Annotated in this window: 10 protein-coding genes; all 10 read left to right on the top strand. The window is 56.7% G+C overall.

What is annotated here, in order from left to right; translation table 11 throughout:
* The first annotated feature begins 321 nt into the window (after window positions 1-321).
* Window positions 322-1,341 carry a dipeptide ABC transporter permease DppB gene (gene dppB / locus LH22_RS01705; RefSeq protein ID WP_038643849.1) on the top strand — a complete coding sequence of 340 codons (1,020 nt, stop codon included), beginning with the start codon at window positions 322-324 and terminating at the stop codon, window positions 1,339-1,341.
* 10 nt (window positions 1,342-1,351) lie between these two features.
* Entirely contained in the window at window positions 1,352-2,254 is a 903-nt protein-coding gene (gene dppC / locus LH22_RS01700; RefSeq protein ID WP_034827779.1) for a dipeptide ABC transporter permease DppC, read from the top strand.
* A gap of 12 nt (window positions 2,255-2,266) precedes the next feature.
* A complete protein-coding gene (gene dppD, locus LH22_RS01695; protein ID WP_038643846.1) occupies window positions 2,267-3,253 on the top strand; it encodes a dipeptide ABC transporter ATP-binding protein in 987 nt (328 codons plus the stop codon).
* Window positions 3,243-4,250 carry a dipeptide ABC transporter ATP-binding subunit DppF gene (gene dppF / locus LH22_RS01690; protein WP_038643845.1) on the top strand — a complete coding sequence of 336 codons (1,008 nt, stop codon included), beginning with the start codon at window positions 3,243-3,245 and terminating at the stop codon, window positions 4,248-4,250. Before dppD ends, dppF begins: the two co-directional genes overlap by 11 nt.
* Before the next feature lie 476 nt (window positions 4,251-4,726).
* Window positions 4,727-5,503 carry a cellulose biosynthesis protein BcsO gene (bcsO, locus tag LH22_RS01685; protein WP_038643843.1) on the top strand — a complete coding sequence of 259 codons (777 nt, stop codon included), beginning with the start codon at window positions 4,727-4,729 and terminating at the stop codon, window positions 5,501-5,503.
* The gene (bcsQ, locus tag LH22_RS01680; RefSeq protein WP_038643842.1) at window positions 5,494-6,294 is read left to right on the top strand and encodes a cellulose biosynthesis protein BcsQ; all 801 of its coding nucleotides are present in this window, start codon (window positions 5,494-5,496) and stop codon (window positions 6,292-6,294) included. The genes bcsO and bcsQ overlap by 10 nt, the downstream gene beginning before the upstream one ends.
* A gap of 62 nt (window positions 6,295-6,356) precedes the next feature.
* A complete protein-coding gene (gene bcsA, locus LH22_RS01675; protein WP_052059330.1) occupies window positions 6,357-8,462 on the top strand; it encodes a UDP-forming cellulose synthase catalytic subunit in 2,106 nt (701 codons plus the stop codon).
* The gene (bcsB, locus tag LH22_RS01670; protein WP_038643840.1) at window positions 8,459-11,002 is read left to right on the top strand and encodes a cellulose biosynthesis cyclic di-GMP-binding regulatory protein BcsB; all 2,544 of its coding nucleotides are present in this window, start codon (window positions 8,459-8,461) and stop codon (window positions 11,000-11,002) included. Before bcsA ends, bcsB begins: the two co-directional genes overlap by 4 nt.
* Window positions 11,003-11,013: 11 nt before the next feature.
* Window positions 11,014-14,817: a cellulose biosynthesis protein BcsC gene (locus LH22_RS01665; RefSeq protein ID WP_038643839.1), complete on the top strand. Its 3,804-nt coding sequence runs from the start codon at window positions 11,014-11,016 to the stop codon at window positions 14,815-14,817.
* Window positions 14,818-15,264, top strand: coding sequence for a cellulose biosynthesis protein BcsD (bcsD, locus tag LH22_RS01660; RefSeq protein WP_038643838.1), 447 nt, complete (start codon window positions 14,818-14,820; stop codon window positions 15,262-15,264).
* Window positions 15,265-15,270 lie beyond the last annotated feature (6 nt).

The following is a 15,270-nucleotide window of genomic DNA, read 5'->3' as shown; positions in this document are numbered from 1 at the left end:
TTTCGGATTATCGCGGTCTGGGCCAGCGCTGCTGGCCCTCGGGCGGCACCTTTGCCGCCCGGTCTCCGCACTTTTTTTCCGGTTAATTTCTTATATACCCTCAATAATTCACGCTGTAGCAAGGCGGCAATTTCGTGAATATCCTGGAGCTTACTCAAGTAAGTGACTGGGATGAGCGAACGCAGCCAACGCAGATGCAGCATGAAGTATGACGGGGATTTTGAAGCGCTTCTTGCGTCGCAAACGACGTTGTCGATTGCGTGTTGTGAGCAATGTAGTCCCTGGCGGCAACGCCACGGGAAATGACTGAGAATCCGGCTTATGCTGCAATTCATACTCCGACGTCTGGGCCTTGTCATCCCAACGTTCATCGGTATTACCTTACTGACCTTTGCGTTTGTCCATCTGATCCCCGGTGACCCGGTGCTGATCATGGCGGGTGAACGCGGTATCTCTCCCGAGCGCCACGCCCAGTTGATGGCCCAATTTGGCCTCGACCAGCCGATGTGGAAACAGTACATCACCTACATCAATGGTGTGCTGCACGGCGACCTCGGCATCTCGCTGAAAAGCCGCATCCCGGTCTGGGATGAGTTCGTCCCCCGCTTCAAAGCCACGCTGGAACTCGGCATCTGCGCGATGATCTTCGCCATTGCGGTGGGCATTCCGGTGGGCGTGCTGGCGGCAGTTAAACGCGGTTCGGTGTTTGACCACACCGCAGTCGGTATTTCACTGACTGGCTACTCAATGCCGATTTTCTGGTGGGGCATCATGCTGATCATGCTGGTGTCGGTGCAGCTCAACCTGACGCCGGTATCCGGGCGTATTAGCGACACCATTTTCCTCGACGATAGCCACCCACTCACCGGTTTTATGCTGATTGATACGCTGCTGTGGGGTGAAGAGGGCGATTTCAAAGATGCGGTGATGCACATGATTTTGCCGGCCATCGTGCTGGGGACTATCCCGCTGGCGGTGATCGTGCGTATGACGCGCTCTTCAATGCTGGAAGTGCTGGGTGAGGATTATATCCGTACCGCGCGCGCTAAAGGCCTGACGCGTATGCGCGTCATCGTGGTGCATGCGCTGCGTAACGCCATGCTGCCAGTGGTCACCGTGATCGGTCTGCAAGTCGGCACTTTGCTGGCGGGCGCGATTCTGACGGAAACCATCTTCTCGTGGCCGGGACTCGGTCGCTGGCTGATCGAAGCATTGCAGCGTCGTGACTATCCGGTGGTGCAGGGCGGCGTGCTGTTGGTGGCGATTCTGATCATCGTGGTCAACCTGCTGGTTGATCTGTTGTACGGCGTGGTCAATCCGCGCATTCGACATAAGAAATAAGGGGGGCATCATGACAACTGTTGATCCCGCAAGCGTAAGCGCTGCACCTAAGCCGATGACCCCGATTCAGGAATTCTGGCACTACTTCAAACGTAATAAAGGCGCGGTGATTGGCCTGGTTTACATCATTCTGATGCTGCTGATCGCCATCTTCGCCGATGTGCTGGCACCGCATGCGCCGTCAGAGCAGTTCCGAGATGCGCTGCTGCATCCGCCGGTGTGGCAGGAAGGCGGCAGCTGGAAATTTATCTTTGGCACCGATGACGTAGGCCGTGATGTGCTGTCACGCCTGATGTTCGGTGCACGTTTATCGCTGCTGGTCGGCTGTCTGGTGGTGGTACTGTCGCTGATCCTTGGCGTGGTGTTTGGCCTGATGGCGGGTTACCTCGGCGGCGTCGTCGATGCGGTAATCATGCGTCTGGTCGACATCATGTTGGCGCTGCCGAGTCTGCTGCTGGCATTGGTGCTGGTGGCGATCTTTGGTCCGTCGATTGTCAACGCCTCGCTGGCGATTACTTTCGTCGCGCTGCCGCACTATATCCGTCTGACGCGTGCAGCGGTGCTGGTGGAAGTGAACCGCGACTACGTCACCGCCTCCAGCGTGGCGGGTGCCGGTACGCTGCGCCAGATGTTCGTCAATATTCTGCCTAACTGCCTGGCACCGCTGATCGTGCAGGCATCATTAGGCTTCTCCAACGCCATCCTCGATATGGCGGCGTTGGGCTTTCTCGGAATGGGGGCGCAACCGCCAACGCCGGAGTGGGGCACCATGCTCTCCGACGTGTTGCAGTATGCGCAAAGTGCCTGGTGGGTAGTGACGTTCCCTGGTGTCGTCATCCTGCTCACCGTGCTGGCATTCAACCTCATGGGCGATGGTTTGCGTGATGCACTCGACCCGAAACTCAAGCAGTAAAGAGGCACCGAGATGGCACTATTAAATGTAGAAAAACTGTCGGTGCACTTCGGCGACGAAAAGACACCGTTCCGTGCAGTAGACCGTATCAGCTACCAGGTTGAACAAGGCCAGGTGGTGGGAATTGTGGGTGAATCCGGCTCTGGTAAGTCGGTCAGCTCGCTGGCGATCATGGGACTGATTGATTATCCCGGCCGCGTAATGGCGGAAAAGCTGGAGTTCAACCAGCGCGATTTGCAGAAGATCTCTGAGAAAGAGCGCCGCCAGCTGGTGGGCGCGGAAGTGGCGATGATCTTCCAGGACCCGATGACCAGCCTCAACCCGTGCTACACCGTGGGCTTCCAGATCATGGAAGCGCTGAAGGTGCATCAGGGCGGTAGCAAAAGCACCCGTCGTCAGCGTGCTATCGACTTGCTGGATCAGGTCGGTATTCCCGATCCGGCCTCTCGTCTGGATGTTTATCCGCATCAGCTGTCAGGCGGCATGAGCCAGCGCGTGATGATCGCCATGGCGATTGCCTGCAAACCTAAGCTGCTGATTGCCGATGAACCGACGACGGCGCTGGATGTGACCATTCAGGCGCAAATCATCGAACTGCTGCTGGAGTTGCAGAAGCAGGAGAACATGGCGCTGATTCTGATTACCCACGATTTGGCGCTGGTGGCAGAAGCCGCGCAGCACATCATCGTGATGTACGCCGGCCAGGTCGTGGAGAGCGGTAAAGCGGTAGACATCTTTAAAGCGCCGCGTCATCCGTACACTCAGGCGTTGCTGCGCGCACTGCCGGAGTTTGCCGCAGATAAAGCGCGTCTGGCTTCGCTGCCGGGTGTGGTGCCGGGCAAATATGACCGTCCCACCGGCTGTCTGCTCAATCCGCGCTGTCCGTATGTGACCGAACGCTGCCGTCGTGAAGAACCTGAACTGCGTGACATTCCGGGTCGCCAGTCTAAATGCCATTTCCCACTGGATGATGCCGGGAGACCGACTTATGAGTCTTAATAATACTCAGCAGGATTACCTGCTGCAGGCGATCGACCTGAAAAAACACTACCCGGTGAAGAAAGGGCTGTTTGGCCAGGAACGTCTGGTGAAAGCGCTGGATGGCGTGTCGTTCAACCTTGAACGCGGTAAAACGCTGGCGGTGGTGGGTGAATCGGGCTGTGGGAAATCCACGCTTGGCCGTTTGCTGACCATGATTGAGACGCCGACCGAAGGCCAGCTTTACTGGCACGGTCAGGATTTGCTGAAACACGATCCACAGGCGCAAAAACTGCGTCGTCAGAAAATCCAGATCGTGTTCCAGAACCCGTATGGCTCGCTTAACCCGCGCAAAAAAATCAGCCAGATTCTCGAAGAACCGCTGGTGATTAACACCTCACTGACCAAAGCGGAACGTCGCGAGAAAACGCTGGAGATGATGGCGAAGGTGGGCCTGAAAACCGAGCACTACGATCGCTATCCACATATGTTTTCTGGTGGTCAGCGCCAACGTATCGCCATCGCGCGCGGTTTGATGCTCGATCCGGACGTGCTGATCGCCGATGAACCGGTTTCTGCGCTCGATGTTTCCGTGCGTGCGCAGGTGCTCAACCTGATGATGGATTTGCAGCAGGATTTGGGTTTGTCCTATGTGTTCATTTCTCATGATTTGTCGGTGGTGGAGCATATCGCTGACGAAGTGATGGTGATGTATTTAGGTCGCTGCGTTGAACGAGGCAGCAAAGAGGCTATTTTCAGTCATCCGCGTCATCCTTATACGCAGGCATTGCTGTCAGCCACGCCACGTTTGAATCCAGATGAGCGTCGTGAAAGGATTAAATTGACCGGTGAACTGCCCAGTCCACTTAATCCGCCGCCGGGCTGTGCGTTTAACGCGCGCTGCCGCCGCCGTTTTGGTACCTGCGTCCAGTTGCAGCCCAAACTGAAGCAATATGGCGAACAGCAAATTGCCTGTTTCGCGGTGGATCAGGACGAGAATCAGCCGGTGGGCGTGTAATTAATAACGCCAAAAATGAATAAAGGCTCCTGCGGGAGCCTTTAATTTTTCCTGCGTTATACTTCAGGGATGCTAACGCGAAAAATGTTTCTGCCGGAAGCGCCTGGAAATGTATTACTCCAGTGCATCAGTAATCGATTGGTCCTGATTAAGGGTTAAATCGTTAAGGCAAATTCTGAATAGCGGCAGGATTATGTGAGCATAATCACGCACCTGTTAAATCCGCAACTTGAACCACTTCTGCTTCATATCAGTAGCTTAGGTGAATGTTTTTGTCGTTATTATTTCAGTTAATCGATATTAATAAATCTCCGGCCTTAAATATCTGCACGCTTTTTGCATTGCCAGATTTTCAATCATATTGATAAAAGTCTTTTGTTGAATACGCCGTTTTTGTAATCAGAATTCCCTCACTCTCTTTTAGTGTGTGTGATATATTCGCGGAAAATTCCCTCCCGCTTTTACAGGCTCTGATCATGAAGAATTACGACGATCTGCAGCGTTTTAAAGAAAAGACCAAAACGCTCGATATCGCTTTTAAGGATATGTCTGGGCAATCGCAGGAAGCGGATCACAGCCAGTGGGCGATCATCCGCCAATTAGCGACCGATAATGAGCCTGAGTTAGGCAGCGGCCAGCGTATTGACCTGCCACAGCCGCAGCCGATTCGCGGTGATGAGTTCAGCGCACCCGCTGCTGCACCGGCGGCAATTTCACCTGCGGCCAGCACTTCACGCGGTTCGATTCTCGACAGCCTGGCGGCCACTGCGCCTGCAGAACCTGCACCAGCCGCGCCGCCTGCGGGAGTCTCGTCTCTCTTCCCGCCTGCACCAGCGGCTAAACCGGCGCCCTCTGTCATCTCACAGGCACCGAAAGCGACCCATGTTGAGCGTCAGGCCACGACGTCGCTGTTTCCACCGCCGCCAGCGAAACCGGCTGCTGCACCTTTATCTGCATCCGCACCTATCGCTGCGGTACCCGCAGCGACGCCGGCTCCCGCACCTGTAGCGAACCCTGCTCCAGCGCCTTTAGCCGCACCGATTGCCGCGACATCGGCTGAAGCGCCGCAGGCTGCATCAACGTTCAGTGCACCCGCGTCTACCTTTGCCGCTCCGGTTGAACCGGCGCGTCCGGCCGCTTCTGCACCCTCTCGTTTTGGTGCCCTGTTCCGTTCGCGTGCAACGGAACCTGCTAATCTATCGAAAGAAACACCCTTAAAACCGCTATTGGAGAAGATTGCGCTATGCCGTTAGTTTGTGTGTGCTCGCCAAAAGGGGGAGTAGGGAAAACCACCATGGCGGCCAACCTTGCATGGAGTCTGGCTCGCGCTGGCAGCAAGGTGTTGGCAATCGATTTCGATGTCCAGAACGCATTGCGCCTGCATTTTGGTGTGCCGCTGAATGATGGTCGCGGCTTTGTTGCGCGCTCCGAAGAGCAGGCCGACTGGAGCCAATCCATCCTCACCACCGGCGGTAATATTTTCGTCATGCCTTATGGCGATGTGACCGAAGATCAGCGTGAGCGTTTTGAAGAGAACCTGATTAAAGATCCACATTTCCTGCGCCGCGGTCTGGACACGGTTTTAAATTATCCGGGACTGGTCATTATTGCCGATTTCCCGCCAGGCCCAGGTCCGGCACTTAAAGCCATGGCCGCTTTGGCCGATATGCATTTAGTGGTGATGCTGGCAGATACCGCCTCGGTCTCTTTACTGCCACAAATTGAAAATGACCGCATGATAGGTCAGCCACTCAATAATAAGTGTGGTCATTATTTCGTACTTAACCAAAGTGACAATCGCCGCAATATTAGCCGTGAAGTCACTGGCTTTATGCAGCAGCGTTTGGGCGAGAATTTATTAGGCGTGGTTCATCGTGATGAAAGCGTCGCGGAAGCCAATGCTTCACAACAATCAGTTTATGATTTCAGCCCGGCATCAGCCGCAGCCTTTGATATCGAACTGGTGGCGAAGCGCGTAGCCAATATCCTGAATATTACCGTGGGTAACGGTGAAGTTCAGGCACCTATCCGCAGCCATTATTAATCGCCAGGCATTTGCCTGGCGGTATTAGCAATAATAACAACACAGCTTCTTTAGGGTGAATCATGAGTAAACTCGGGTTTTACCTGCTGCTGCTGGTGCTTGCACCTGTGGCTGCGGTAATCGTCATCACGCCTATGGACAGCCAAAAACAATATATTTTTGGCTTAATCAGCATCGGGATGATGTTTTTACTGGGCTTCAGCAAAAGCCGCAAAATAACCGTCATCATGGTTATCCTTTCTGCGCTGATGTCGACCCGATATATCTGGTGGCGCACCACGGAGACGCTACAGTTTAATTCCGAGATTGAAGCGATTCTCGGTATCGGCTTATATCTGGCCGAACTGTATGTCTGGCTGATTCTGATTCTCGGCTTCCTGCAAACTACCTGGCCATTAAAACGCACCATTGAACCGTTGCCGGACGATACCAGCCTGTGGCCCACTGTCGACGTCTATGTCCCGACTTATAACGAAAGCCTCGACGTTGTCCGTGATACCGTGCTGGCGGCCCAGTGTATTGATTATCCGCGTGACAAACTCAAGGTCTATTTGCTGGATGATGGCAAGCGCAGTGAGTTTGCGGTTTTTGCCGCCGATGTGGGCGTGGGCTATATCACCCGCGACGACAACAGCCATGCGAAAGCCGGTAACCTCAACCATGCGATGAAAATCACCAAGGGTGAGCTGATCTGCATCTTTGACTGTGACCACGTCGCCACGCGTACTTTCCTGCAGGCGACCGTCGGTCCGTTCCTGAACGATCCCAAGCTGGCGCTGTTGCAGACGCCACACTATTTCTATTCACCGGACCCGTTTGAACGTAACTTGCGTGCGGCACGGACGATCCCGAACGAAGGGGCTTTGTTCTACGGCCCGGTTCAGCAGGGTAACGACAACTGGAACGCGACCTTCTTCTGCGGTTCCTGTGCGGTGATTCGCCGTAGCGCACTGGAAGAGATTGGTGGATTTGCGGTGGAAACCGTGACCGAAGATGCGCACACCGCATTGAAAATGCAGCGTCTGGGCTGGGGGTCTGCCTTCCTGGCGATTCCGCTGGCTGCGGGTCTGGCAACTGAGCGTCTCGGTCTGCACGTGGTTCAGCGTAACCGCTGGGCACGTGGCATGACGCAGATCTTCCGTGTGGATAATCCGCTGTTTGGCCGTGGTCTGAAATGGCAGCAGCGCCTCTGCTACCTCAACGCCATGCTGCACTTCCAGTTCGGTCTGCCGCGCGTGGCATTCCTGACCGCGCCGCTGGCGTACCTGCTGTTCAACCTGAACATCATTCACTCGTCGGCGTCGCTGATCTTCGCCTACGTATTGCCGCATTTGGTGATGTCGCTGTACGTCAACTCCCGCATGAACGGCAAGTTCCGTTACACCTTCTGGGGTGAAATCTACGAAACCGTGATGTGCTTCCACCTCGTGATCCCGACGTTGCTGACCATGCTGGCACCTAAGCGCGGTAAATTTAACGTAACGGATAAAGGGGGCTTGCTGGATCAGGGCTTCTTCGATTTCCACATCGTCCGCCCCCATGTGATTGTCGCGGTACTGCTGACCATTGGTATCGTCGCGGGCGTCGTACGTGCAACGGCACATGATTACTTCGGTGTTGACCCTTATGTTATCGCCCTCAACGTCGGCTGGGCGGTGTTCAGCCTGATCATCCTGATGGCGGCGATTGCCGTGGCGCGCGAAACCAAACAGGTACGTAAAACCATTCGTATCGACGTGCAGATTCCGGCGGTGATTCACTACGCCAGCGGTATCTCATCACGCACCCAAACCAGCGACCTGTCGATGGGCGGCGCGCAACTGGATGCGCCGGACAATCGTCATGAGCATGATGAAATTGAAGAGATTGACCTGCTGCTGAAATCCGGTGCCATCACTATTCCGGTGAGCAAAATCTCCGGCGATGAAGAGACCATTCGTCTGCGCTTTGGTGATATGCCGCTATCGCGTCGTCGTGAGCTGGTGCGTGTGGTACTGGCGCGCGCCGATGCGTGGATCCAGCCGGAGTATAAGCAGGACAACCCGCTGGTATCGCTGGGCACCATTATTCGTACCGTATTTGAGCTGTTCTGGCTGACCTGGAAAGATCGCCGTGAGAAGCGTAAGCGTAACAACCAGTCGGCAGTGAAAGAGGACAGCGCAGTATGAAGAATTTGACGCAAACGTTGCTGGCAAGCTCGCTGGCGACGGCGCTGATGCTCGCCCCGGCCTGGGCAGAAACTCCTGCGGTAACGCAGGATAGTTCGGCCTTGTCCAACGTGCCGCCACCGCAAGGCATCCAGAGTGAAGCGGATGCCCAGTTGCAGCAGGCGGCGGGTGCAACACCTTATGCGCCCACTGAAAATGCACCAGCGACTGAAAATAGTGCCCCGGCTGCGATGGATATGCCAGCAGCCAACGCCACAAACCCGGCTGCACCAGAGGCGGAGCTGCCTGCTACCACGCCAGCGCCAGAGAGGGTGCTGCCTGATGTGGCACCTGCGGCATCAGTCGCCGCACCCGTGGTTTCCGCTTCTGCGATGCTCAATCAACCTATCAGCAGCACCATTTCCGTGGCGCAGATGGGCCAGCCGCAGGGCATCACCTTAACCGGCGGTCAGCTGCAATCGGGTATCATGTTTACTCTGCCGAGCGATGAAGTGATCACCAACGCGCGCCTGAATTTGTCGCTGCGCGTTTCAGCAGCACTGGCGGCGCGTAATACCTCGTTGCAGCTGATGCTAAACGGTCAGCCGCTGGGCACCTTGCCACTGGGATCGAGCGACAGTGATGTCAGCGACTATCAGCTGGATATTCCGGCAGCGATGGTGGTTTCAAGCAACAACCTCAGCTTCAAAATTAACGATGCTGACAAACTGCTGTGCGAAAAAGAGAGTGCGCAGCAGTATCAGGTCTCCATCTTGCCGAAAACCACGCTGAGCCTCGAAGGCCAGCAGTTGAATATCGGCACCAGCCTGCGCAACTTCCCGCGTCCGTTTATGGATGCGCAGCGTATGACGCCAGCCAGCGTGACCTTCGGCTTTGCCGCCAATGCCACGCCGGACAGCATCAGCGCGGCGGCGTTAGTGGCATCATGGATGGGTATTCAATCGGACTATCGCGGCATTCGTTTCCCGGTGGTACGTGGCGATCTGCCTGAGCACAACGGCATTTTGATTGGCCATCCCGGTGAGAAGATCGGTTCTGTGACTTTGCCTGCCACCAACGGACCGCTGTTGCAGGTGATTGATAACCCGAACAACCCGGTTTACAAACTGCTGTTAGTGGTCGGCGCGGATGATGCTCAGCTGCGTCAGGCGGCCAACCGTTTGACCACGCAACCGCTGGCGACCGATGCCAGCAGTCTGAACGTGCAGCCGCAGCCGATTGGCCTGCGTAAGCCGTATGACGCGCCGCGCTGGATCAACACCACCCGCCCGGTGCGGTTGAGCGAGCTGCTGCGTAAAGATCAGAGTCTGACCACCACCGGCATCTGGCACGATGCGCTGAGCGTGAACTTCCGCGCGGCACCCGATTTGTTCATGTGGGATGGCGACACCATTCCGGTCGAGCTGCACTACCGCTTCCCGTCGGAAAGCTGGATTGATGAGAACAAATCGTTCCTCAACGTGATGCTTAACGGCACCTTCCTGCGCAACCTGACCGTAAACAAAGTCGGCTTGCTGGAGAGCGCCTGGCATCGTCTGGGCGGCGACGCCCGTCAGGAGCACTACACCCTGAAGCTGGAGCCGTATCTGATTTACGGTGATAACCAGCTGGCGCTGTACTTCAACATCAAACCGAAAGCGGACGCGCCCTGTGGTGTGTTGCTCAACAACAACATTAAGAGCCGCATCGAAGATGATTCGTGGATCGATCTGAGCCACACGCGTCACTTCACCATGCTGCCGAACCTGTCGTACTTCGTTGGCGCATCGTTCCCGTTCTCGCGTCTGGCGGACTTCTCGCAGACCACCTTGCTGCTGCCAGAAAAACCGACCGATGCGGAGATCTCCACGCTGCTGGATATGTCTTCACGTGCGGGTAACGCGACCGGTGTACCGCTAGTGCAGAACCAGGTGCTGTTTGGCTTGCCAAATGGTGGCACTAACCTGACACGCCTGCAGGACAGCGATCTGCTGGCGGTGAGCACCACACAGAACAGTGAATTCAATCAGCAGATGCTGGCTAACACGCCTTATCAGACCAGCGGTAATACGTTGGGCGTGAAAGATCCGACGACCTGGGACAAGCTGCGTGGCTGGCTGACCGGCGACTGGAATCTTCAGCAGTTGGATGCCGATCGTTACTTCTCCTCCAACGAAGCCTGGCGTGGCTTTGTCAGCTACCGCTCGCCGTGGAATGCCGATCGTCTGGTGGTGATGACGGTGGCAACCAGCGATCAACAGCTGCTGCGTTTGCATGAAGATCTCAACTCGGCGCGCATTAACGCGGGCATTCGTGGCGATACCGCCATCATCACCGATGAAAACGGTATCCGCAGTTTCCGCGTCGGCCCACAGTTCCCGAGTGGCGAAATGCCGTGGTACATGATGGTGGTGTGGTATGCCAACCAGCACTCGGTGCTGATGGCGCTGGCGGCTCTGTTGCTGGCAACGCTGGTCGGCGGTAGCGCATGGGCGATGCTGAAGCGTCATGCATGGCGACGCCTCAACCCGAAAGCTGATAGCAAGTCCGGCAAGAAGTAAGGATAAAAACAATGAAAAAAAATCTGTTGAGTGCCGGTATTCGTCATGCCCTGATTCTGGGTGGGGCACTGGCGTTCTCTCAGCCGCTGCTGGCGGCGGAGAGCACCAATCCTGCGTTACAAGCGTTGTTTGATCAGGCGGCTTACTGGCATCAGAAAGCGCATGACGATTTGGCCAAATCTTCGCTGCAAAAAGTGTTGATGGTGGAACCCAATAACACTCAAGCGCTTTATTTGCTGGCGCTCTATTCCCAGCAAAGCGGCAGCAGCGCGGAAGCGGCGCAGTGGCGCGCGCGCCTGAGTGCCGCATCGCCGAACGATCCGCACCTCACCGAACTGGATAATGCGCGTCAGCTGCAAACCATTCCGCAGGCGCAGCTATCGTTAGCGCGGCAGCAGGCCCGCAGCGGCAATATTGCGGCTTCGCTGCAGACCTGGCGCAATACCTTTAATGGCAATGAGCCACCACCGAGCGTGGCGGCGGAATATTACCTGACCATGGCCGGAGACCGCTCGCTGCTGCCGCAGGCGGTCGAAGCGCTGCGCCAATTCGCGGCCGATCATCCACAAGATACCGGCGCGAAGCTGGCACTCGGCAAAGCACTGACCTATCAGGAATCAACCCGTCGTCAGGGTATTGATCTGCTGGGCACGCTGGCGGATGGCAATAAAGACGCTGACCGTTCACTGCGCCAGGCGCTGCTGTGGCTCGGGCCGCAGGCGTCCGATGCTTCCCTGTACCAGACCTGGCAGCAGCGCCATCCGCAGGACAATGCGGTGATGGATTACTACCGTAAAAATGTCGGTGGTGCTGAGAAAGGGGCGGGCTTTACCGCACTGAACAGTGGTGACGTCAGCAACGCACAGAACAACTTTGAGAAAGTGCTGCAGGCAAACCCTCAGGATGCCGATGCACTGGCAGGGATGGGCTATGTGGCCCAGCGTGCCGGACGCTATGCGGAAGCGGCAGATTATCTGACGCGCGCCGCGCAGATGGGCGGCGATCAGAGCGAGACGCGCCAGAAGCAGGCAGCCGATGCGCGCTTCTATGCCCAGTTGGCCACCGCGCAGCAGGCGCTGAAAAACGGTGACAGCGCGCAGGCATTAGCCTTGAGTGAACCCCTGGCGCAGGCCGATGGCGAGAAAGGCGTTTCAGCTAAGCTGTTCCGCGCGGACGTGCAGCGTCGCAGCAATCAACTCGACCAGGCGGAACAAACCTATCGTTCCATCCTGCAAGGCGACCCGAATAACCGCAACGCCAAAGAAGGCCTGTTCTACGTGCTGCGTCAGCAGAACCGCAGCGCCGAAGCGAACACGCTGCTGGCATCACTGCCGGACAGCGTACGCCAGAGTGTGGCTCCGCGCGGCAGCAGCACCGATCCAATCCGTGCGCAGGCCAAGCGTGAGTTGGCGGCAGGCAATAACAGTGCGGCGATTGCCACTTTGAACAGCGGGATTCAGCGTTATCCCAACGATGGCTGGCTGCGACTCGACCTGGCGCGTATTTATCGTGCGCAGGGCGATAGCATGATGGCCGCCAATATCATGCAGCCGTCAATGCGCAGCGGCGCCAGCACGGCAGAGCTGTATGCCGGCGCATTGAACGCCAGCGAAAGCGGCGCCTGGCAGCAGGCGAGTTTGCTGTTGTCACGCATACCGAACGGCAGCAAGAGCAGCGATATGCGCGAACTGGCGCAGCGTGTGAACTTCAACCTGCAGATGACCACCGCCGATCAGTATCTGGCGCAGGGTTCCAATGCTGCAGCGGCGAATACCCTGCGTGCGCTGGCCTCGTCACCTCCGTCCAACCCGGTGGATGCCGGTAATCTGGCACAGAAGCTGGCGAAAGCGGGCGATCTCACCACCGCTGTCTCTGTGGTGCGCAGCAATATGCAGCGCGGTATTCAGGGGAACGCCGGTGATTACGCTGCACAGGTCGCGGTGCTCAACCAGGCGGGTCTGAATACCGAAGCGCAGAGCTTCCTCAGCAGCCCGGAGCTGCAGGCGCGCAGTACGCCCACGCAGCTGGCGGGTATTCGCAACGGTTACGTGATCAACGAAGTGGATCGTCTGCGTGAGCAGAAGCAGTACGCCGCGGCTTACGACAAGCTGGTGGGTGCATTGCAGCACGATCCACAGAACCGCGATCTGATGTTCGCCATGGCGCGACTGTATCAGTCCGGCAAGATGAACAAAGAAGCGGGTGTGGTGTATGACTACCTGATGACCCAGGATACGCCAACGCAAGATGCGCGTACCGGTGCCATCAACGTGGCACTGGCCAACAATGACGTCAATAAAGCCAATACCCTGACACGAGGCCTGAACAATGAGCAGTCACCGGATCGCCAGCTGTTACTGGCGCGCGTGGCCGAAGCCAACGGCAATCACAGCCAGGCCATGAGCTATCTGCGCAGCGCGCGCGGCCAGTTGATTGGTCTGCAGGGCGCCACTAATGGTGATACGCCAAGCGTGGGTGGTCTGGCATTGGCGGATAACCCGTTCATCAACCGTGGTACTTCGCCGGTGGGACGTTCTCCGTCTGCCTATGGCGCGGTGATGCCATGGCAATCGTCACCGGATGTCACCAGCAGCGCAACGGGGACCACGCTGGCCAGCAATACCCCCGCTATCCAGCAGAGCCAGACGCTGCGCCAGATCGACAGTATGATGGACGATCTGCAAGAGAAAACCGGCACCTGGATTCAGGGCGGCATGCAGATACGTGGTCGTGACGGCGAATCGGGTCTGAGCAAACTGACCGAAGCCAAAGCGCCACTGACGTTCTCCACCGTCCCGTTTGGCGAATCGCGCTTTGACTTTACTATGACACCTGTCTCGCTCACGGCGGGCAGTGCGGCGGGCGATGCGTGGCGTCGTTTCGGCACCAATGCCCTGGTGCAGGGTAATGTGGTGGCGTCAGGCGATGCCAAAATTGACGATGTTCCGTCTTCATCCACTGATTCGCAGAAAGCTACGGGTGTTGAGCTGAACCTGGCATTGAAAGGCGACAGCTACAAGATTGACCTCGGCAGTACGCCACTCGGACAGGATTTGAGTACCCTGGTGGGAGGCGTGCAGTGGTCACCGAAACTCACTGACTTCCTGACGCTGATCCTCACCGGTGAACGTCGCGCGATGACCGACAGCCTGCTCTCCTATGTGGGCGTGGAAGATAAAACCAGCGGTAAGCGCTGGGGTCGCGTGACCAAAAACGGCGGTAATGCCTTACTGAGCTATGATAACGGCGATGCTGGTTTCTATGTCGGCGGTGGCGCGTACAGCTACATTGGCGAAAACGTGGCGAGTAACAACAGCGTGCAGGCGACTGCCGGTGCGTATGTGCGTCCGTTCCACTACGACGACCGCGAACTGAAAGTGGGCATGAGCCTGTCGTGGATGGATTACTCGAAAAACCTGAGTTACTTCAGCTACGGTCAGGGCGGTTACTTCAGCCCGCAGAACTATGCATCGGTCTCGTTCCCGATCGAGTTCTCCCGCAAGTTCGACGATCTGAAAGTGAACGTGGGTGGTTCGGTGGGTTATCAATCCTACAGCCAGGATAAGAGCGCCTACTTCCCGAACGATCCGACTTACCAGGCACAAATGCAGAGCCTGGCCGATCAGGGTTACGTGAAGAGCGCGTATTACAGCGGCGAGAGCAAGAATGGCATTGGCTATAACTTGCACGCCGGTGCGGATTATAAGATCAACAAAGATGTCACTGTGGGTGGGCAATTAGGCTACGACACCTTTGGCGATTACAACGAAAGCACAGCGAATCTGTACTTCCGTTATCTGTTCGGAGACAACTAAATGAGTGAGCAGGCAACCGCGCGCGTCAGCCATCCGCATCAGCCGGGTTGGTTTGATCTGGTCAGCGTGATGATTGAAGGGATGCTGGACAACGCGGGCGAGGAAGCCGAAGGCTTTCTCAACAATGTGGGCGCATCGCTGGCAGCGCGCTATCCTTTAGCGGAAGCGCGCACCGTGCAGGATCTGGAACGCGAGATGAATCTGCAACTGGCGCGCTTTAGCTGGGGTTTCACCCAGCTTCAGCCGCTGGAAAATGCCATTCTGATTCAGCACCATGCGCTGCCGCAGGGCGACAGCAAGGTGGGTGCAGAGCGCTGGCAGCTGGCGATGAGCGCCGTGCTGGCCGGTGTTTATTCACAGTGGCTGCAGGCACAGGGCGGCAGCGCTGTGGCGCCGGTCACCTTCGAGAAGAATGACGGCAACACGCTGCATTACCGATATCAATAGGATTGT

This window comes from Pantoea rwandensis (genome assembly GCF_000759475.1).
Taxonomy (GTDB): Bacteria; Pseudomonadota; Gammaproteobacteria; order Enterobacterales; family Enterobacteriaceae; genus Pantoea; species Pantoea rwandensis_B.
The sequence above is the reverse complement of the archived record's forward strand: the minus strand, read 5'-3'. Positions and strand labels throughout refer to the sequence as shown.

Coding starts and splice junctions, on each gene's coding strand:
- dppB (WP_038643849.1), top strand. CDS start 322: ATGCTGCAATTCATACTCCGACGTCTGGGCCTTGTCATCCCAACGTTC.
- dppC (WP_034827779.1), top strand. CDS start 1,352: ATGACAACTGTTGATCCCGCAAGCGTAAGCGCTGCACCTAAGCCGATG.
- dppD (WP_038643846.1), top strand. CDS start 2,267: ATGGCACTATTAAATGTAGAAAAACTGTCGGTGCACTTCGGCGACGAA.
- dppF (WP_038643845.1), top strand. CDS start 3,243: ATGAGTCTTAATAATACTCAGCAGGATTACCTGCTGCAGGCGATCGAC.
- bcsO (WP_038643843.1), top strand. CDS start 4,727: ATGAAGAATTACGACGATCTGCAGCGTTTTAAAGAAAAGACCAAAACG.
- bcsQ (WP_038643842.1), top strand. CDS start 5,494: ATGCCGTTAGTTTGTGTGTGCTCGCCAAAAGGGGGAGTAGGGAAAACC.
- bcsA (WP_052059330.1), top strand. CDS start 6,357: ATGAGTAAACTCGGGTTTTACCTGCTGCTGCTGGTGCTTGCACCTGTG.
- bcsB (WP_038643840.1), top strand. CDS start 8,459: ATGAAGAATTTGACGCAAACGTTGCTGGCAAGCTCGCTGGCGACGGCG.
- LH22_RS01665 (WP_038643839.1), top strand. CDS start 11,014: ATGAAAAAAAATCTGTTGAGTGCCGGTATTCGTCATGCCCTGATTCTG.
- bcsD (WP_038643838.1), top strand. CDS start 14,818: ATGAGTGAGCAGGCAACCGCGCGCGTCAGCCATCCGCATCAGCCGGGT.